Below are 19,405 nucleotides of genomic sequence, written 5' to 3'. Positions count from 1 at the left end.
TCATCAAACAACTGCATAGTACGAAACCATCGATCCGATGGTTTGTATAGGCAAAGAGGCCGTTGCATAAGACAACGGCCTCTTTGTGCTGTTTGCAGACTAAAAAGACACAGGGGAGTGGGAGTTATGAAGATGTATCGTCCGCAAATTGAAATGGGAAAGCCTTTATTTTCAGGAATTCACACGTTCATGCATTTGCCGCATGTCCAGACGTTAGAGAATGTCGACTTCGCCGTAGTAGGGGTGCCGTTCGACACGGGAGTAAGCTATGCTGTCGGCGCACGTTTCGGACCTTCGGCCATTCGCACGATGTCGCAGCGCATACGGCCGATATCGCCCGTCCATCAGATCGATATTTCCGAATATTTGTCCGGCATCGACTATGGCGACTTAGCGGTGCATCCCGGCTATATCGAACAATCGTATCAAGCGATTGAGGAGCAGCTGACGCCGATCTTCGAAGCAGGTATCGTGCCCATCATGCTGGGCGGCGACCATTCCATCTCGCTCCCGCATTTGAGGGCGGCTGCGAAGAAGCACGGACCGGTTTGCCTCGTCCACTTCGACTCGCATTCGGACACCGGCCGTTCCAAATTCCCCGAGCGCATGTGGTCGCACGGCGCCGTGTTCAGCTATGCGGTGGACGAAGGGTTGATCGATGCGGAGCATTCGATTCAGATGGGGATGAGAGGAAGCAGCTACAAGCCGAACAATTTGAGCGATGCGCGGGAAATGGGCTTCGAGGTGCTGACGACCGACGATGTCCGCGACCTGACGATTCCGCAATTATGCGAAAAGATCAAGAGCAGGGTCGGGGACAGACCGGTGTTTCTGACCTTCGATATCGACTTCCTCGATCCGGTGTATGCTCCGGGTACGGGGACGCCGGAGGTCGGAGGCTTCACCACCTACGAGGCGCAAAAAATGCTGCGGGGGCTGGCAGGGCTCAACTTTATAGGCTTCGATCTGGTGGAGGTGCTGCCGGACCGCGACGCCAATAACATTACGGCGCTCAATGCGGCGAATATCGCTTTCGAATTTGTTTGCCTGCTGGCCGTCAAACGCCGGATGGACAGCGTGTCCCCGGGCGTAGACGCCGTATCCGTAGGCTAGAAAAGGAGAATGAGTCGATGAAGAAAACACACAAGACATGGGGACTTATCTCGCTCGCCGTATTGATGCTTGCAGGCTGTACCAAGCCCTCCTCCACGAATCAGGAGGCACAAGCGGCCCCTGACGGTGCAGCCGCTGCGAAGAGCAGCCAATTGACGGTTGGAATTACGAATCCGCCGTTGATGTTCAATCCTATTGATGCTGACGGCAGCGGATCGAGCGGAGCCGTATTCACTTACAGATACTTTTTCGACTCATTGGTCAAGACGGTCGGGCCGTTGGATTTTAAAATGGCGCTGGCCGAATCGTTCACTACCGACGATAACCAGACGTTCAAAATTGCCATCCAGAAAAACGCCAGCTGGACGGACGGTAAGCCGATCACGGCACACGACGTCGAATTTACGATTAACCTCATCGCCAATCCGAAGACGATTACGACACTGCGTTCCGCGATATTCGCGCTCGACGGATTGAACGAGAAAGGGATGCTCCCGGCAGGGACGGAGAAGCTTTCGTCCATCAAGGTTATCGACGACAAGCATTTGGAGCTCAAAACCGCCAAGCCGGTCGATCCGAACTTGATCTATGAGCGGTTCAGCGACTTGCTGATCGTACCGAAGCATATTTTGGAAAACACTGATCCCTCCCAGCTGAACCAGAACCCGTTTTGGCGTAATCCGAACGTGACGTCAGGCCCTTATAAATTCGTCAAATACGAGAACAAGTCGTACGTCGAGCTGGCGGCGAATGAATCGTACTACCGGGGCGCTCCCAAGATCGCCAAGGTGTTCGTCAAAATTATGCCGGCCGCCAACATGGTCGCGCAGCTTCAGTCCGGCGAGCTGGATATGAATGCGGCGCAAGGGACCGGCAACATACCGGCGTCCGAATGGAAAACGGTCAAGTCGTTCCCGAACCTCCGGACGGAGGAGGAGAAGACAAGGCGTTATAATTCGGTCGAGATCAACATGGAGCGCTTCCCTGACAAGAAGGTGCGGCAGGCATTGGCGTACGCCATTGATCGGCAAATGATCGTCGACCAGCTGATGCCGGGTGCCGGAGAACTGCAGGACGGCCCTTACTCCACCTCGCACCCGTATTACGACAAGAATGTGAAGAAATACGCGTACGATCCTGAAAAAGCGAAGCAAATGCTGAAGGAAGCGGGCTTCGATATGAATAAATCGATCGAGCTCATCGTGCCGACCGGGGACAAAACCCGGGAAATGGCAGGCAATATTATTCAACAAAACCTCCAAGCCATCGGGCTGAAGGTAAAGCAGGTGAATTTCGATTTCCCGACGACAGTGTCGCGACTGGTCAAAGGCGACTTCGATTTGGCGCTAAGCAGCTTCGGCAGCATCATGGATCCCGACGGGCCCGCCAACATCTACCGCTCCACCGCCGCATTGAACGACATGCGGTACAAGAGCAAAACCATCGACGATTTGTTCAACCGGGGTATGAACGAGACGGATAAGACGAAACGGTTCGCCATTTATTCCGAGCTGCAAAATACGATTCAAGAGGATGTGCCGTTGATCACGGTTTATTCCGAATACAATCTGATTGCCATCTCCAAGTCGGTGGAAGGCAAAGGCGGCGTAGTGGACGGAATGCATTATGACGTTAATCAGTGGTACCGCAAATAATACGGGGAAGCCGGGGTGAGGCCATGAATACTCTGTTGGAAGTGCACAGACTACAAACGGCGTTTCGCACGGAGGCCGGAGAAGTGACATCGGTCGACGATGTCAGCTTCTCGCTCGGACAGGGAGAGACGCTCGGCATTGTAGGAGAGTCGGGCTGCGGCAAAAGCGTCACCTCCCTGTCGATATTGAGACTGCTGGGACGCAACGGCTATATCAAGAGCGGGTCGATCCTGTTTCAAGGCAGCGATCTGGCGGCCATGACCGATCAAGAGCTCGGCGCATTGCGGGGCAAAGACATCGCCATGATCTTCCAGGACCCGATGTCGTCGCTCAATCCCGTGTTTACGATCGGCAACCAGCTTACGGAGTCGATACGGATTCATCTCAAGCTCGGGAGCAAAGAGGCGTGGTCGTATGCCGTCGGACTGCTGAAGGCGGTCGGCTTCCCGAGAGCGGAGGAAGTGATGCACCAATATCCGCATACGGTATCCGGGGGCATGAAGCAGCGTATTATGATCGCCATGGCGCTTGCCTGCAAGCCGAAGCTGCTGATTGCCGATGAGCCTACGACGGCGCTCGACGTAACGATTCAAGCGCAGATTTTGGAGCTGATGAAACGGATCCGCCAAGAGTCCAATACGTCGATCATTTTGATCTCCCACGATTTGGGGGTTGTAGCCGAAATGGCGGACCGGATCATCGTCATGTATGCGGGGCAGGTAGTGGAGGAAGCCGAGGTGTTCGAGCTGTTCGAGCGGCCGATGCATCCGTATACCGCCGGATTAATGGCATCCATCCCGCATCTCGAGCTGGAGGAAGAGGAGCTGCAGTCCATACCGGGTGCGGTTCCTTCCCTGCTCGACATGCCTGCAGGCTGCCGTTATCAGGAACGATGCCCGTTGGCGGCGGAGCAGTGCAAGCAAATGCCGCCGCTCCGCGAGGTCAGCATAGGTCACAAAGTCAAATGCTGGTTTGCAGGCGCCGAGCCTGCGTGAGAAGACAATAGACCCGATGGAGGCGATGACGATGCTCATAGCGGAAAAGGATGAAATAGTTCGGCAAGAGCCTCTGTTGCAATTGCGGGGCGTCAAAAAATATTACCCGATCAAGCGGGGCGTGTTCTCCCGAACGGTCGGCCATATCAAAGCGGTGGACGGCATCGATCTGGACGTCTACCCCGGAGAAACCGTCGGACTCGTAGGAGAGTCCGGGTGCGGCAAATCGACGCTGGGCCGGAGCATCATCAAGCTGGAGGAGCTGTCCGAAGGAAGCGTCCTGTTTCAAGGGACCGATCTCGCTCCGCTCAATATGCCCCAGATGCGCAGGCTTCGCTCGGATTTGCAGATGATTTTCCAGGATCCGTACTCGTCGTTGAATCCGAGAAAGCGCATCGTAGAGCTGCTGACGGAGCCGCTCAAGACGCTGTCCGGACTGGGCGAGGCCGAAGCGCTCAGGCAAGCGTGCGAGCTGATGGAGCTGGTCGGGCTGTCGCCCCAAAGCTTGGGCAAATATCCGCATGAATTTTCCGGCGGTCAGCGCCAGCGCATCGGGATTGCCCGTGCGGTAGGATTAAGGCCGAAGCTTATCGTATGCGACGAGCCGGTATCCGCGCTGGACGTCTCGATTCAGGCGCAAATCTTGAATTTGATGAAGGAGCTGCAAAAGCAATTCCGACTGACCTATTTGTTCATCGGACATGGACTCGGTGCCGTGAAATACGTAAGCGACCGGATTGCCGTCATGTACCTGGGTAAAATCGTGGAAATCGCTCCGAAGGCGCGCATTTTCTCCGCGCCGAAGCATCCTTATACTAGAGCGCTGCTGGATGCTTACCCGGCGCCCAATCCGGCGCTGAGAAACGCCCGCCGCATCGTACTCGAAGGCGATGTCCCGAGTCCGGCTGCACCGCCTTCCGGCTGCAGATTCCATACCCGCTGTCCTGTTGCGCAGCCGAAGTGCAAAGAGCAGGAGCCTCCTCTATCGGGCGGCGAGCATCGCGTCGCCTGTCATTTTCCGCTGGGGGAAGAGATAGCGGTTCGGACGGGAGGGGCGGCGTATGCTTAATTATGTTATCCGGCGTCTGTTGATCGCCATTCCGGTGCTCTTCGGCGTTACGTTCCTGAACTTTGTCATCATCAACCTGGCCCCGGGCGATCCTGTAGATATGTACGTCAATCCCGACGTGTCCGAGGCGGATAAGGCCATACGCCGGGAAGCGCTCGGCCTGAACGACCCGTTCATGATCCGGTACGTGAAGTGGCTGATTAACCTGGCCCACGGCGACCTGGGCCACTCCTTCAGCTCCTTTCAGCCGGTGGTCCAGATGATATCGGAACGGTTGGGAGCCACTCTCCTCCTGATGGGCACTTCCATCGTGTTCGGTTATTTGATCTCCATCCCTATAGGCGTTTACTGTGCAGTGAAAGCCAACTCCAAATTCGATTATTTCATGTCGGCGAACTCGTTTCTATGCGTATCCATCCCCAGCTTTTTCCTCGGGCTCGGATTAATCTATGTGTTCGGCGTTCAGCTCGGGATTCTTCCGACCGGCGGAATGAGCACGGTAGGAGGAGACGGGGGCATAGGGGATGCCGTGCTTCATCTGGTGCTCCCGACGATCACCCTGGGAACCTCGATAGCCGGCGGGATGGTGCGGTACGTCCGCTCGAGTGTAATGGAAGTGCTCGGCCAAGACTACCTGCGTACGGCGAGAGCAAAAGGGGTCAAGGAATTTTTCGTAGTGAATAAGCATGCGTTGAAGAATGCCCTCATCCCTGTCATTACAATAGCTGGACTCGATATTCCGATTTTGATCGGAGGCGCCGTCATTACGGAGAGCATATTCCAATGGAACGGGATGGGACAGCTGACGATTCAAGCTATATTATCACGGGATTTTCCGCTGCTGATGGGGATTAACATGCTGGCGGCTTTGACGGTGCTATGCGCCAATTTGTGGTCGGATGTAATGTATGCCGTCGTAGATCCGCGGATTAAATACAATTAAGTTGATGGGAGGAGTCACGTATGTCTTCAATGGAAATGCAAAAGGAATTGACTGCAGCGGAAGCTCTGCCTTCTATTCTGAACAGCCGCACGCCTCCGTTTGCTTCCGACAGCTACGCCAAATTGATAGCCCGGCGGTTTATGAAGCATAAAATGGCGGTGGTCGGTCTGGCTGCGCTCGCTATGCTGATCCTGGTGGGGATTTTCGCGCCGCTGCTCGCCCCCTACAATCCGAATGCCATCGGCAAAGCCTTCTCGGCCGCGCCTTCCGCCGAGCATTGGCTTGGCACGGATCAGGTAGGGCGCGATGTGCTTAGCCGTCTGATCTACGCCACCCGCGTATCGTTGGCCGTCGGCATAGTAACGGTAGCCATTTATGTAGTCATCGGCACGGTGATCGGAGCCGTCGCAGGGTATATGGGCGGTTGGATCGATATGGTGATCAACAGGGTCATCGATGTCGTCATGTCGTTTCCTACGCTAATGGTTATACTTGTTTTGGTGACTGTACTTGGCACCGGGTTATCGAATATTATAATAGTATTGGCTTTGCTCGGCTGGCCTCCGGTAGCGAGACTGGTCCGGGGGAGCGTGCTAACGTTACGGCAAACGGAATTCGTTAAGGCGGGCATTACGCTAGGCTTCAGCACGCTCAGGCTTATTTTCGGCCATATTTTACCGAACGCATTGGGTCCGATTCTTGTGAATGCAACGTTCGGAGCGGCTGCAGCGATTTTATCCGAGTCTTCCTTAAGCTTCCTCGGAATGGGAGTTCAGCCTCCTACCGCCAGCTGGGGGAACATGCTGAATGCGGCCCAATCGATTACGGCACTGACAAGCCAGCCATGGCTTTGGATTCCTCCGGGCTTGATCATTATTGTTTCGGTGCTGTCGATCAATTTCATCGGTGACGGCATAAGAGATGCTATGGATCCGAAAAAAATCAGCGCATGACGCGAAGAGGAGCGTGACTTCGCTCATCGTCTTGCGGCGGCGATTTATTTTATGAAGATAATGGTGGGAATGCGATGAGTTGGAGACAAATACCGGCATCGATGATGTCTTTATTCAAAAGCCTCCCTAGGGATGCTTTGTTTTTCTTAATCGCCAGTTTCGTCAATGCTACGGGCAAAGCGGTCATGTGGCCGCTCACGACGCTGTACGTCCATAACGTAATGGGCAAGTCGTACGGGGAAGCGGGGCTGATCGTCCTGTACCAAGCGCTGTGCAGCGTATTGGGAGAGTTCGCCGGCGGCAACTTGTATTACCGCATCGGCCCGAAGGCGATGATTTCCGGATCCTTCGCCGTTTCGTCGCTCTGCTTGTTCGCCATCGCCGGAACCGACAGCTGGCCGCTCTACATTGCGCTCGTCTGTCTGCTCGGCTTCACGAACGGCATCTCGATGCCTTCGATGAACGCTTATGTCGGATTCCGCTGGAAAGAGCACCGGCGGAGGCTGTACAACGTCATGTACGTCTGCAACAACTTCGGCTTATCCATCGGCGCCATGGTCGGGGGGCTTCTCGCTTCGATCTCGTTCTCGCTGACGTACATGCTTACGGGCACGACGACGCTGCTGTTCGCCATGTTTCTGTTCTTTTTCATGAGAGAGCGGGCCGTTCCTGCTGCGGAAGACTCCGGGGAGGGGCATACGGATGGGGACGAGAACAAGGCGGGTCTAGCGGACAAAGCCGGCAAAGGCATGGCACCTGTTCACCTGGACCGATCCCAGCTGCTTCGCAATGTGAAGCTGTACCTGTTTCTTTCGATCGGCTCGCTGTTCTTCTGGCTGTCGTTCACCCAGTGGTCGACCGGGGTCGCCCCGTATATTGAAGAGCAGGGAATGGATCTGAAATTTTACAGCCTGCTCTGGACGGTCAACGGGCTTGTTATTTTGTTCGGCCAGCCTTTGACGGGATGGATTAAGAGAAGGTTCGCGCAAACGATCGTGCGGCAAATGCTGGTGAGTGCACTGTTCTCGGTGTCGGCGTTTTCGTTTATTTTATTTTTCCACGAGCTGTATGTGTATCTCGTTATCGGGATGATTTTGGCTACGCTGGGGGAAATGATGCTGCTGCCCGCCATACCGACCTTCTTCTCGGAGAGAACCGGGGTCCACGCGCCTTTCTATATGGGGCTGGCCGGGGGCTTCGCGAATGTCGGCAGAATGATCGGGCCGCTTATGTTCGGCCATGCTTTCGATCTGTGGGGGATCGGTTCCGTGTTTTTCTTAGGGACGCTCGCATCCCTCGCGGCGCTAGTCATGTTCTACATCCATGCCAATATGAACAAAGACCCCGATCCGGTGCCGGAGGTGAAGCTGCGGACGTTGGCTCAGTAGCTTTTTGGGATGATAACAGAAATAGACCGTTTCTTCTCAGGTAGGGGAGGGCGGTCTATTTATTTTTAAGCGGAGACGGTAAAAATCCTTCTAGGTAAAGACGGCAAGGCGGCCTGCTTTACTATTCGGCCTTTTTCTGCTTAAACTGATAGATAGGAGTTTTGATTTGCTTTTCATTATCGCAACGGAAAGGGGCTGCATCATGATTTCTGCCATCGACCGCCCGACAGGCGTATTTCCATCCGTATGTTCTCTGGATTGCCCGGATCAATGCGGTTTGCTGGTTCACAAAGTGGACGGCCGCATTGTCAAAATAGAAGGAGACCCGGCGCATCCGGTTACCCAAGGCGCCATCTGCAACAAGGTCCGCAATATGGCGGAGCGCATTTACGATCTGAAGCGGCTTCAATATCCGCTCAAGCGCGTTGGGGCAAAAGGCGAAAACCGCTTCGAGCGCATCACCTGGGACGAAGCGATCGATACGATTACATCCCGTTGGAAGCAGGTCATAGAAGAAGAGGGCGCGGAGGCGATTCTCCCGTACAGCTTCTACGGAAATATGGGCCGCATCGGCACCGAAGGGATGGACCGGCGCTTTTTCCACCGGATGGGCGCGAGCCGTCTGCTGTACACAATATGCCAGGCGGCGGGGACGGAAGGCTACCACTATACGATGGGTTCGAGCGTCGGAACCGATCCGGAGGATACGGTTCATGCGAAGCTGTTCATCATGTGGGGGATCAACACGGTCAGCACGAATATGCACCAGGTGGTGCTGGCCGAGAAGGCACGTAAGAACGGCGCGCAAATCGTCGTCATCGACGTGCACAAAAATCAGACCGGACGCTGGGCGGACTGGTTCATCCCGATCTTGCCCGGAACGGATGCGGCGCTGGCTCTGGGCATCATGAATATTCTGTTCGCGGAGCAAATGGCGGACGAAGCGTTCCTGCGCGAGTACACCGTCGGACACGAGGAGCTTCGCCGGCATGTGAAACAGTACGACCCTGCCACGGTATCCGCGATTACTGGAGTCCCGGCGGAAGACATCGTGAAGCTGGCCCGGCTGTATGGGCAGACTTCTCCGTCCTTTATCCGGATCGGCAACGGACCGCAGCATCACGATAACGGAGGCATGTGCATCCGGACGATTTCCTGTCTTCCGGCGCTGACCGGCCAATGGCTCGTCAAAGGCGGCGGCGCCATCAAGGGCAACGGCTCGGCGCTTGACCATAACGCGGCTGCGCTGCAGCGGCCGGATCTGCTTCCGAAGAGCACGCGCCGCATCAATATGAACCTGCTCGGCAGCGCTCTTCTGGAGCTGGAGCCGCCGGTTCGTTCGCTGTACGTGTACAACTCCAATCCTGCGGTGGTTGCCCCTGAGGCCAACAAAGTCCGGCGCGGGCTGGAGCGGGATGATTTGTTCACCGTCGTTCACGACCTGTTCCTGACCGAAACGGCTCTATACGCCGACATCGTGCTGCCTGCCACGTCTTCGTTTGAGAACACGGATTTTTACCGTTCGTACTGGCATCATTATGTGCAGATTCAGGAGCCGGTCATAGAGCCGTACGGAGAGAGCAAGTCCAATGTGGCGGTGTTCCGTCTGCTTGCGCAAGCGATGGGGTATGAGGAGCAGGCGCTGCGGGATACGGAGGAGGACTTGATCCGGCAGGCCTTGAGCTATCCGGCCAACCCGAATATTGCGGGAATCACGTATGAAACGCTGACGGAGAAGCAGTTTATGAAAGCCGACGTCAAGCCGCTGTTTCCCGGGAAATTGCGCACGCCGAGCGGGAAGATCGAGCTGTACTCCAAGACGATGGAGAGAAAAGGGTTTCCTCCGCTTCCGACGTACACTCCATTGTGCGAGGCCGAGGCATTGCCGTTCTTGTTCATTCCGGCGCCGAATCACAATTTCTTAAACTCTACGTTTTCCAACAACGAGAAGCATGTTCGTATGGAAAAGTCGCCGAAGCTGCATATGAATACGGCGGATGCTTCGCCTCTCGGAATCCGCACCGGAGATAGCGTGCGGGTATGGAACGGGCGCGGCGAATGCGAGCTGATCGCTTCGGTCGGCGAGGATGTGCTTCCGGGCGTCGTTGTCAGCCAAGGGCTCTGGGCCGATGCTCCGGGCAGCAAACGGCTGGTCAACGCGCTTACGCCGGACCGGGTAGCGGATATGGGAGGCGGGGCGACCTTCTTTTCCGGACGTGTACAGGTGGAGAAAGCGAGTCCCGTCCTGGATTCTTAATGAAAATGGAACGGCATCTATCCTTTGCGAGATGGATGCCTTTTTTTGCTCTCAGCTCAGGAGTGAGCGGTCTGCTAGTGCACTTGGCAGCTGGCCATGAATGTCACAGTCGCGGTCTCAGTCGCAGTCGAAGGAGGCGATGGCTTTATTTTTGTCCTAAAAGGGAGATTACTTAAGCAAACTCAGCGTCGTTTCTATAGTGTTTGCAACGAAGGTCCGATCTGGGCGGGATTTCAGCATGACGGTAAGCCCGATTAACGAAACGACCAGCGTTTGCGCCAATGCTTTGGCATTCGCAGCCGGCTCCAGCTCGCCTGAGCGGACTCCGCGCTCGATGGTTTCCTGGAACAAAGCGCTTAAATACATCTGATGCTCTCTCGTGAGCACCTCGAACTTCACGTCATGGGGCGCAAGCTCCACCATGGTATTGATGCAGAAGCATCCGCGACTGCCTTGATTGTCTCCGTCCTTACCGTATCCTTCCGATACGATATCTTCAAACACGCCGCGAATGGCTTCCTTTACGGACGGCCGGTTGTGCAGCTTGGTCCGTATCGAAGAAGCGTGTCGATGCGTATAGGCTCGCAGCGCCGCTTCGAACAGCTCTCTTTTATCCCCGAAGGCTGCGTACAAGCTGGGGCGCTGGATCCCCATTCTGCTTGTCAAATCGCTTAACGAAGTCGCTTCGTAGCCTTTCTCCCAAAATTGCTCCATTGCCGCAGCCAAAGCAGTCTCTTTATCAAATTCCCGCTGTCTGACCATAACAGTCCCCTTTTCATATCGATCGGTATAAAATAAATATAAAATGCTTCCTTCCGTTTGTCAAATTGGTATTGGTTGCGATAGCTTGTCGTTTATCCGCAACAGAGAGTTTCCGATCCATAATCTGAAATTCGGTACTTGATGTTCTCTTGACAGTTATTGGTGAGTAGGAGTACGATGAATTCAATCTTTAAGTACCGAACGGTACAAAATGATCTTTAGTGAAAATGGAGGTGTGTCGATGAAGGAGGATTTGAAAACAGCTCCGGCAGGAAAGGCAATGAATGTCAATTGTACAGAAGGTGCGGGGGGTACACCAAGGGCAGGAGGCGCACATGGTAAACGCGATGCCACTGAATTACGGAGTGCGAGTCATTCGAGGGAGACGGATGCGGCCGCTGATGAAATAAGTATCAGCGAACCCGCGGCTCTCCAAGCAAAAGCAGCATCGCATGCGCCTGATCAAGCAGCAGCAGCGTCCATACCGCGTTCAACAGCTTTGCTGTTCGCCGTCGCCTGCGGCCTTGCTGTCGCGAATATTTATTATGCGCATCCGCTGCTCGATACGCTCGCGGATGAATTCGGCATCGCTCCATCCTCCCTCGGAGCGGTTATTACCGTAACGCAGCTGTGCTACGCATCCGGACTGCTGTTGCTTGTACCGCTCGGGGATCTATGGAACAGACGGCGGCTGATTCCCGGGCAAATGCTGCTATCTGTGCTGGCTCTGGTAGCGGTCGGCACGGCGACGAATCGTATCGCGTTGTTTGCAGCTTTGGCCTGCGTCGGGCTGTTGGCCGTCGTGACGCAAACCATCGTGGCGTTTGCAGCCGCTTCGGCGGCTCCAAGCGAGCGAGGACGTACCGTCGGCCTGGTGACGAGCGGGGTTGTCATTGGTATCCTGCTTGCCCGGACGGTCGCTGGGACATTGACGGATCTTGCCGGCTGGCGCTCGGTATATCTAGTTTCCGCCGCGTTGACACTTGCGGCTGCAGTGGTTTTGTATCGCGTCATGCCCAGCGATACACAGGAGAAAACGTCAGTCCCATACCCGCAGCTGATCCTCTCGGTAGTAATGTTATTCATGCAGGAGCGGGTTTTGCGCATCCGAGCTGTGCTGGCTTTTTTTATTTTTTCCGTATTCAGCATCTTCTGGAGTTCGTTGGTGCTGCCTCTCAGTGCTCCTCCTCTGTCCTTATCGCATACCGCTATCGGGGCTTTCGGGCTTGCCGGGGTTGCGGGAGCGATGGCGGCTGTCCGGGCCGGACGGCTGGCGGATCGGGGGCTGGGCCAATGGACAACCGGCATATCGTTGGCTTTGCTTCTGGGATCATGGCTGCTGATCCAGTATGCCGTGCAGTCGCTGGTTGTATTGGCTTTGGGAGTTGTGATCCTGGATCTGGCCGTCCAAGCCGTCCATGTTACCAACCAGAGCATGATCTATGCCGTTCGCCCGGAAGCCCGAAGTCGTCTAACCGGAGGCTATATGATCTTCTATTCCATCGGCAGCGCCGCCGGTTCGATCGCATCGACCGGTATGTACGCTTACGCCGGCTGGAACGGAGTCTGCCTGCTTGGAGCCTCCGTCAGCGCTGCCGGCCTGCTGTACTGGCTGATGACTCTTCGCTCCGCCCGAGGCGGGGTAAAGGAATCCCGTTAATACGCAAGAGCACGGCTATCCGGCGGCTGTGCTCTTTTTCGTCTTTACAAAACCTTTAACTGGAATTTGATGAAGGAATTCTCTTTTTCCATTACCATATAGGGATGTATTGAAATTGCGCGTCGCGGCATCAGTCAGAGCAAACGAATAGGAGGCAGGAGTGTTGGCAGGAATCAGACTGAACCATATATACAAGCGGTATGGCAAAAGCAAGCAAACTATCGTTAACGATTTCCATTTGGACATAAAGGAAGGGGAATTTCTGGTGCTGGTCGGTCCTTCCGGCTGCGGCAAATCGACCACACTAAGAATGATCGCCGGGCTGGAGGATATTACGGAGGGCGAATTGTATGTCGGAGACAGGCTGATTAACGATCTTCAGCCCAAGGACCGGGATATGGCGATGGTGTTTCAAAATTACGCGCTGTACCCGAATATGACCGTATTCGAGAATATTGCCTTTGCGCTTCGTCTTCGCAAGCAGCCTAAGCATGCCATCGAGCTCATGGTGAAGAAGGCGGCCCAGGCTCTGGAGCTGGAGCCGTACTTGAACCGCAAGCCGAGAATGCTCTCCGGCGGGCAAAGGCAGCGGACAGCGCTGGGACGGGCTATGGTCCGGGAGCCCAAAGTGTTTCTGATGGACGAGCCGCTGTCTAATCTCGATGCGAAGCTGCGCGTGCAGATGCGAAGCGAGATTTTGCGAATTCATAAGCAGTTGAAGGTGACCACCATTTATGTGACTCACGATCAAATCGAGGCGATGACGATGGGGGACCGGATCGTCGTAATGAAGGACGGGGTGATCCAGCAGGCGGACACACCGGAGAACATCTATGCTCTGCCGAACAACCGGTTCGTAGCCAGCTTTATCGGTTCCCCTCCGATGAATTTCATCGAGGGCCGATTGGAAACGGCACCGGACGGCTCGCTGACGTTTCATACATCCCGATTCGCATGGAGCATTCCCGAAGTGCAGGCGCGTATGCTCCAGCATCATCGCCAAGGCCACCGTCTTGTCCAAATCGGGCTGCGTCCCGAGCATCTCATTTTCAGCCCGGCTTCACAAAAGGGAGCGGAGCTGAGTTCAGTGATGCAGGCCATCCCGGGCACCTATCAATTCAGCGAGCTGATGGGAGCCGACCGGTATTTGCACATCGACATCGGGCAAAGCCGGATGCTGGTCGCCAGAACCTTACCGGAGCATATGCCGCGAGAGGACGAGCCTATTGTTCTGTACGCGGATATGTCGCATGCGCTGTATTTTCATCCGGATACCGGCGAGAGATGGCGGATGGATGAGGAAGTGATCCGGCAACAAAAAGCCTCCAATCAAGCGGTGCTTGTTGAAGGCTAGACTCGGGATTTTTTATAAAAGCTAATCATGACTGACGCATCAGGGCTGTGCTGCATTATAGTCACAAAAAGCAGATAGATTTGTTCTCGCTAAGCTTGTTTCACCAGGTTTTCTGCCGTGCGGAAAGCCAAGGAAAGAATCGTCAGCACCGGGTTAACCCCGCCATTGGTCACATGCACGGAGCCGTCGCTTACCCAGAGATTATCGTATCCGTGTACACGGCCATAAGGGTCGGTGACGGAGGTTGAAGGGTCGCTGCCCATGCGCAGTGTCCCTGCTTGATGCTGCCCGCCGCTGAGTCCGCCGCCCGGCCGAGTTCGCCAAACCTTGCGTGCCCCTGCAGCCCAGAGCCAGGTCTCCGCTTGCTCCCCTAGCATGGCTGCAGCTCGAAGGGATTCGGGATGCACCTTTCCCGACAGCTGGGCCACGGGGATTCCGAAACGGTCTTTGACCGTCGGGGAGAGCCGCACTCGGGACTCGGGGGTCGGGATATCCTGGATCGGCCCCTGAACATGGCTAGTGCGCAAGTAGCTCTCGCGCATGATTTCTTTGCCTGCCATTCCCCAGCGAGCGGCATCCGGCTCAAGCGCACGATTCCAGTGAATAAGCGGCAGCCGCGTGAACTCGTTGGCAAGCATCCCGCCGCCGATAATCCCGCCGCCGTTACCATGTGCAAAGCGGCAGGTAGCAATGCTGACTCCAGGCCCGAGACCGTCCTGAACCGGATCATCGAAGAGACCATAGGCACCGGTATAGACGTGCCCCTGAAGGTTTCTTCCTACTTGGCCGTTTCGATTGCCTATACCGTATGGTTCTGCATCGCTTGCAGAATGGAGGAGCAGGCGCGCGCTTTCGATAGCTCCGGCTGCAATCACCACGTGCTCTGCGTGCACTTGTCTACGCTGGATTGAGCCGGACACCTCCGTCACCAGGCGAACCCCGGTGGCGTGCTTCCCTGATTCGGTGTCGATGTACTCCACCATGGTGTCGCATAGGAGGTCACAGTTGCCGGATTCGATGGCCCTCAACAGCATGGTATTGTGACCGCCATTCTTGCTATCGGTCGGACAAGCAAATCCGACACATTGGCCGCATCGCCCACAGGCTGGACGGCCGTTACGTTCAACCGAGTTGATGAGAAGAGGAACAGGTCCCGCATCCCATCCCAATTTTGAAGCCGCTTGAGCCAGGCGCTCTGCTTCCAGTGTCCTCGGTATCGCCGGCATTGGATAAGGGAGCCGCCGGTTCCCGCGTCCAGGGTGAGCGTTACCGTCACCAGAAACGCCGACCTCCCACTCCGCCCGTTCATAATAAGGTTCGAGTTCATCGTAGCTGATCGGCCAATCACTGAGTGAGCTGCCTTCCGGAATCCCGTAACGAGTAGCCATACGAAAGTCATCCGAATGAAATCGCCACGCTTGCGCCCCGTAAATACGTGTACCTCCGCCCACCGTCATCGCGTTATTATGATAGTCTCCTTCAAATGGTGCTGTAATCCGCTCGTCTCCAGTGGCCAGAAGAATCGTGCGAGGATGGCCTTCCAACGCAGGTCCTGTGTTATGACCGTATTTGCTAAAGCGATGATTGCGCGCATGATCGCGGCCTATTTCATTGTATTGCAGCCAGCTCCCGCGCTCGACGACAAGCACTTGAAGCCCGGATTCGGCCAGTACCGCCGCCGCTACCGAGCCTCCCGCACCTGCCCCCACAATGATAGCATCGTACCGGTCACGGAGTTGATTGAAGTTCTGCTGCTGCAGATCGGTTTCCATGACAGGCTCATGGGGACCGGAGATGGGGCCAGGCCGAAAACCGATCATGCTCCACGATGTACCCTCGCGGTTCCCTCCAGCATCCGGACTTCCATAGTAACCTTCAACAACCAAGCTCAATAGAGTGGTGAAAAAAAGCCTCTGCGAAACGGGAAAGTCACTTACACGATCATGCTCCAAGTCACGTAACAATTCGTCCTGCTTGTTCTCTGAAAGCTTCGTAAATGGCTGAAGATATAAAGCGCTTGCAATTGCGTCCATTGCGCGAAGTCCCGGTACGATCAAATCCAACCAGGTTGCGCGATCCTCGCCTGCGTGACGGTTTAGATATTCCAAGACCCCTCCATCGGCTGCCGATGGCCATGTGTCTTCCGGAATCATCCGATTGGCCACGGCCTCCAAAACAGGCAGCACCTCGTCTGAAAAATACTTTTGATCTCCAGATTGCATCCATGTTCACCACCCAATGATATTTGGTGTACATAACTCGTTGAACTAACAGCTGCTTTAAATATAACAAATATGCTGCCGGATAAGGTAATCTAGTAATCTTTTTTTAGAAAAAATTCATCATGAAGCATGAAGGCTTCTGCTCCATGACATTTATAAATCGGACCGACCCATGTCTGCTGCTGATTTCGAAAAGTATTAAAACGGGTTTCATCGCTTGGAGGGATTCACACTCAATGAGAAAAACGCCATTCCTGCTGTTAGCTGCTTTCGTTATCTGCTCCATGGCCGCTCATCCTGCCTTTGCCGCAAGCTTTACGGACGTACCGGAGACAAGTCCTTATCATGCATATATAGAAGACTTAAAAGCGCTCGGAGTCACCGACGGTATTACACTGGGCCAATATGGGCCTGAACAAACGTTGACTCGCGCTCAATTCGCCAAATTCGCAGCATCTGCTTTCGGCCTGAAAGATCCAGGCGGAACAAGCGCTTTTTCCGATACCCGCGGTCACTGGGCAGAGACCTACATTCGTGCGGCCGCTCAGGCTGGGATCGTCGAAGGGACAGCAGCAGCCTCCTTCTCTCCGGATCAACCGGTTCGACGTGAAGAAGCCGCCTCTATGGTATGGAGATATGCAAAGAGTCGCGGCCTGACCGTGGGTCCGGAGGTCGCTTTCACCGACAAGCCCCAAGCTTGGGCACTGGAAGCAGTCCATTCCGTCATCGGTCACCGCTGGTTTGGCCCGGACGTCAGCCAGGCCGCCGGCGTGTGGTCGTACAGGCCCCACGATACGATGACCCGGCAGGAAATGGCGGCACTGCTCGATTTGGCGTTGAAAGAGATGTCTGCTGCGGTTACTGCAGACAGCGCACAGAAAAAGGCAACTTATGTATGGAATACAGGTAGCTTTCTGCAGAACCAATCCGAGGTGCTGCAGTATCTGAAGCAATATCAGATCAATCTCATATTTTTACAAGTGGACGTGGATGTTCCGACCGGACAATACGCCGATTTTATCCGGGAAGCGGGAAGGAACGGTATGGACGTTCATGCTATGGGCGGAGCGCCGAATTGGATCCTGCCCGACAACCAGGCGAAAATGTACAAAATGATCGATTGGGTGAAAACATACAATGCCGGTGTCAAACCCGATGCCCGTTTCAAGGGGATTCAGCTCGACATCGAGCCGTTCACCATGCCGAGCTGGTCCCAACAAAGCGATGCGCTGCTTGGGAATTGGAGAGACACGATTAGCGGTTTTGTGCAGCAAACTAGAGCGGACTCCCCTGATTTGATCACCGGAGCGGCTCTGCCGAGCTGGCTAGAGCAATATAACGTGCCGGATGGGCAAGGCGGGCGAACCACGTTGTCTGAATGGATGATCCGCCAGTTGGACCAAACAACCTTGATGGCTTATCGCGATACGTCGGAGGACATCTTCTCCAGTATTATGACCGAGCTGGATCAAGCGGAACGGAACGGCAAATCCGTTATTATCGCCGTCGAAACGAATCCGAGCAGCGAAGGGCCCATCACCTTTTTCACTAAGGGACAAGCTGTTATGATGCAGGAGCTGGACAAGTTGACCAGCTTGCTTCACAAGCGTTCTTCCTTCTCAGGCTGGGCGATCCACGATTATGACAGCTGGATTCGATTGAAGGAATAGAGCAGGGGCATAACCGACGGCAGCTTAAGATACAACCCATGCGGCTGCGGCACGGATGCATATCTCGGCAGCCGCATGGTGATTACAACAGCTATTTCCTCTTCTCCGCCTCAATCGCTTTGTTCGCGGTTTCCTCGGCTTCTCTCATGACCGTATTCAAATCTTTATTGCCCAAAATATAATCGGGGACGAGGCTGACCAGCGGTTTTTCCCCTATGTTCTCAAAGGAGCCCTTGGCAGGCACGGCAGCGAAAGGATTGTAAAATACGGCGTTCCAGTTCAGCTTCTGGTCATAGCCGCTTCCCATCGCCTTCCGCACTTCCGGGTTTTTCAGCGGTGTAATAAAGCCGAGCTTCGCGCGCTCAAGCTGATATTCGTCGGAGCTCAAATATTTGATGACCTCCATCGCTTCCTCCTTATGCCGGCTCGTTTTCGCAAGAATCGCATAGGTGGGAATAGGCTGCGCTCCTACATTCGGAAGTTCTTTGTATGTCGGTGAGGATACGATGTCGAAATTGATACCCTTCATATTCGCGTCGGTCGCAAGCTCCGAGAAGTACACGTAAGTGGCCAGATTTCTTTTTTTGGTGAACTCGTCTTTGCCCGGCATTTTGTTTTTGTTCTCTCTCACGTAGTTTTGAAAGCCGGGATCCTGGGCTTCGCCTTTGAACACCGACTCCATCACGATCTTCCATTTCTCGTTGTTTAAGGTCGATTTGCCTTCTTTGGGGTCTACGTAGGGAAGGGAGAAGTTGTTCATCAGCGTCATATGCCCCGTGTTGCCGACAAGCCCCAAATATTGCGTCCCGTCTTCGAGCTTGTTCAGAGGCCGGGTCAAGTCCGCCAATTCGTTCCATGTCATGCCGTCTTTCGGGTAGGGCACGCCGAACTTATCGTAAATGTCTTTGTTGTAAAAAGTGACTAACGACAGCATGCTGATGGGCAATCCCCAAAGTTGGCCTCCCGCCATCGATTTCATGGCGTCAATCGTGACCGGCTCGAAGCGGCTCAGATCAATATTATGCTTCTTGATTAAATCGCTGATGTCGTATTGAATGCCTGGTGTAATGACCCCATCGATGATCCCGGTGTGGGCTTCAATCGTAATGTCGATAGCCGTACCCGCCGTAATGAGCTCGGAAGCCGTCGTTCCGGCCGTCCGTTGAATATACTGGAACTTCCAGTTCGGAAATTTCTTTTGCAGGAATTGCGTGTAAGCGTTATTAAAATAATCCGGAGCATTGCCGCCGCTCGACGTCAATATTAGCTCTACCGGAGCGTTGAAATCTACCGTCTGAGACTGCTCTTTTACATCGGTTGCCGGTTGCCCGCTGCATCCGGACAGAAAGTAGGCAAAGATACTG

Annotated in this window: 14 protein-coding genes; 11 read left to right on the top strand and 3 right to left on the bottom strand. The window is 54.7% G+C overall.

All coding sequences use genetic code 11. The annotated features are described in order from the left end of the window. The first annotated feature begins 132 nt into the window (after positions 1-132). From speB to DVH26_RS33230, 8 genes are all read left to right on the top strand, one after another. Positions 133-1,113 (top strand): agmatinase, encoded by a 981-nt coding sequence (gene speB, locus DVH26_RS33265; protein WP_239635570.1) that lies wholly within the window; start codon positions 133-135, stop codon positions 1,111-1,113. 17 nt (positions 1,114-1,130) lie between these two features. Then, on the top strand, positions 1,131-2,768 hold the full coding sequence (locus DVH26_RS33260) for an ABC transporter substrate-binding protein (protein ID WP_239629910.1): 1,638 nt from the start codon (positions 1,131-1,133) through the stop codon (positions 2,766-2,768). A 23-nt stretch (positions 2,769-2,791) separates the two neighbouring features. Further along, positions 2,792-3,763, top strand: a complete 972-nt coding sequence (locus DVH26_RS33255) for an ABC transporter ATP-binding protein (protein WP_239629909.1) — start codon at positions 2,792-2,794, stop codon at positions 3,761-3,763. A 31-nt stretch (positions 3,764-3,794) separates the two neighbouring features. Further along, on the top strand, positions 3,795-4,832 hold the full coding sequence (locus DVH26_RS33250; protein WP_239629908.1) for an oligopeptide/dipeptide ABC transporter ATP-binding protein: 1,038 nt from the start codon (positions 3,795-3,797) through the stop codon (positions 4,830-4,832). After that, a complete protein-coding gene (locus DVH26_RS33245; protein ID WP_239629907.1) occupies positions 4,825-5,775 on the top strand; it encodes an ABC transporter permease in 951 nt (316 codons plus the stop codon). Before DVH26_RS33250 ends, DVH26_RS33245 begins: the two co-directional genes overlap by 8 nt. Before the next feature lie 29 nt (positions 5,776-5,804). Beyond that, the gene (opp4C, locus tag DVH26_RS33240) at positions 5,805-6,728 is read left to right on the top strand and encodes an oligopeptide ABC transporter permease (protein WP_481857628.1); all 924 of its coding nucleotides are present in this window, start codon (positions 5,805-5,807) and stop codon (positions 6,726-6,728) included. Between the two features lie 74 nt (positions 6,729-6,802). Next, entirely contained in the window at positions 6,803-8,116 is a 1,314-nt protein-coding gene (locus tag DVH26_RS33235; RefSeq protein ID WP_239629905.1) for an MFS transporter, read from the top strand. 202 nt (positions 8,117-8,318) lie between these two features. Then, entirely contained in the window at positions 8,319-10,373 is a 2,055-nt protein-coding gene (locus tag DVH26_RS33230; protein ID WP_239629904.1) for a molybdopterin-containing oxidoreductase family protein, read from the top strand. A gap of 168 nt (positions 10,374-10,541) precedes the next feature. Here the strand turns inward: DVH26_RS33230 and DVH26_RS33225 are convergent, their stop codons facing one another. After that, entirely contained in the window at positions 10,542-11,135 is a 594-nt protein-coding gene (locus DVH26_RS33225; RefSeq protein WP_239629903.1) for a TetR/AcrR family transcriptional regulator, read from the bottom strand. 241 nt (positions 11,136-11,376) lie between these two features. Between DVH26_RS33225 and DVH26_RS33220 the strand changes: the two genes are divergently transcribed. Further along, positions 11,377-12,795, top strand: a complete 1,419-nt coding sequence (locus tag DVH26_RS33220) for an MFS transporter (protein WP_239629902.1) — start codon at positions 11,377-11,379, stop codon at positions 12,793-12,795. Positions 12,796-12,958: 163 nt separating this feature from the next. Continuing rightward, complete coding sequence (locus tag DVH26_RS33215) at positions 12,959-14,149, top strand: ABC transporter ATP-binding protein (RefSeq protein WP_239629901.1); 1,191 nt, start codon at positions 12,959-12,961, stop codon at positions 14,147-14,149. An 89-nt stretch (positions 14,150-14,238) separates the two neighbouring features. Here the strand turns inward: DVH26_RS33215 and DVH26_RS33210 are convergent, their stop codons facing one another. Continuing rightward, positions 14,239-16,371 (bottom strand): GMC family oxidoreductase, encoded by a 2,133-nt coding sequence (locus DVH26_RS33210; protein ID WP_239629900.1) that lies wholly within the window; start codon positions 16,369-16,371, stop codon positions 14,239-14,241. A gap of 236 nt (positions 16,372-16,607) precedes the next feature. Between DVH26_RS33210 and DVH26_RS33205 the strand changes: the two genes are divergently transcribed. Beyond that, positions 16,608-18,041, top strand: a complete 1,434-nt coding sequence (locus DVH26_RS33205) for an S-layer homology domain-containing protein (RefSeq protein WP_239629899.1) — start codon at positions 16,608-16,610, stop codon at positions 18,039-18,041. Between the two features lie 91 nt (positions 18,042-18,132). On the opposite strand, the gene DVH26_RS33200 is transcribed toward DVH26_RS33205, so the two are convergent. Beyond that, positions 18,133-19,302: an ABC transporter substrate-binding protein gene (locus tag DVH26_RS33200; RefSeq protein WP_239629898.1), complete on the bottom strand. Its 1,170-nt coding sequence runs from the start codon at positions 19,300-19,302 to the stop codon at positions 18,133-18,135. Positions 19,303-19,405: the final 103 nt, after the last annotated feature.

The sequence above is a fragment of the Paenibacillus sp. H1-7 genome (genome assembly GCF_022354825.1).
GTDB lineage: Bacteria > Bacillota > Bacilli > Paenibacillales > NBRC-103111 > Paenibacillus_S.
This window is presented reverse-complemented; position numbering and strand designations above follow the sequence as displayed.

Excerpts from the sequence above, each read along its gene's own strand:
- DVH26_RS33250 (WP_239629908.1), top strand. The coding sequence starts at position 3,795 with ATGCTCATAGCGGAAAAGGATGAAATAGTTCGGCAAGAGCCTCTGTTG.
- DVH26_RS33245 (WP_239629907.1), top strand. The coding sequence starts at position 4,825 with ATGCTTAATTATGTTATCCGGCGTCTGTTGATCGCCATTCCGGTGCTC.
- DVH26_RS33220 (WP_239629902.1), top strand. The coding sequence starts at position 11,377 with ATGAAGGAGGATTTGAAAACAGCTCCGGCAGGAAAGGCAATGAATGTC.
- DVH26_RS33235 (WP_239629905.1), top strand. The coding sequence starts at position 6,803 with ATGAGTTGGAGACAAATACCGGCATCGATGATGTCTTTATTCAAAAGC.
- DVH26_RS33210 (WP_239629900.1), bottom strand. The coding sequence starts at position 16,371 with ATGCAATCTGGAGATCAAAAGTATTTTTCAGACGAGGTGCTGCCTGTT.
- speB (WP_239635570.1), top strand. The coding sequence starts at position 133 with ATGTATCGTCCGCAAATTGAAATGGGAAAGCCTTTATTTTCAGGAATT.
- DVH26_RS33225 (WP_239629903.1), bottom strand. The coding sequence starts at position 11,135 with ATGGTCAGACAGCGGGAATTTGATAAAGAGACTGCTTTGGCTGCGGCA.
- opp4C (WP_481857628.1), top strand. The coding sequence starts at position 5,805 with ATGGAAATGCAAAAGGAATTGACTGCAGCGGAAGCTCTGCCTTCTATT.
- DVH26_RS33205 (WP_239629899.1), top strand. The coding sequence starts at position 16,608 with ATGAGAAAAACGCCATTCCTGCTGTTAGCTGCTTTCGTTATCTGCTCC.
- DVH26_RS33260 (WP_239629910.1), top strand. The coding sequence starts at position 1,131 with ATGAAGAAAACACACAAGACATGGGGACTTATCTCGCTCGCCGTATTG.
- DVH26_RS33255 (WP_239629909.1), top strand. The coding sequence starts at position 2,792 with ATGAATACTCTGTTGGAAGTGCACAGACTACAAACGGCGTTTCGCACG.
- DVH26_RS33230 (WP_239629904.1), top strand. The coding sequence starts at position 8,319 with ATGATTTCTGCCATCGACCGCCCGACAGGCGTATTTCCATCCGTATGT.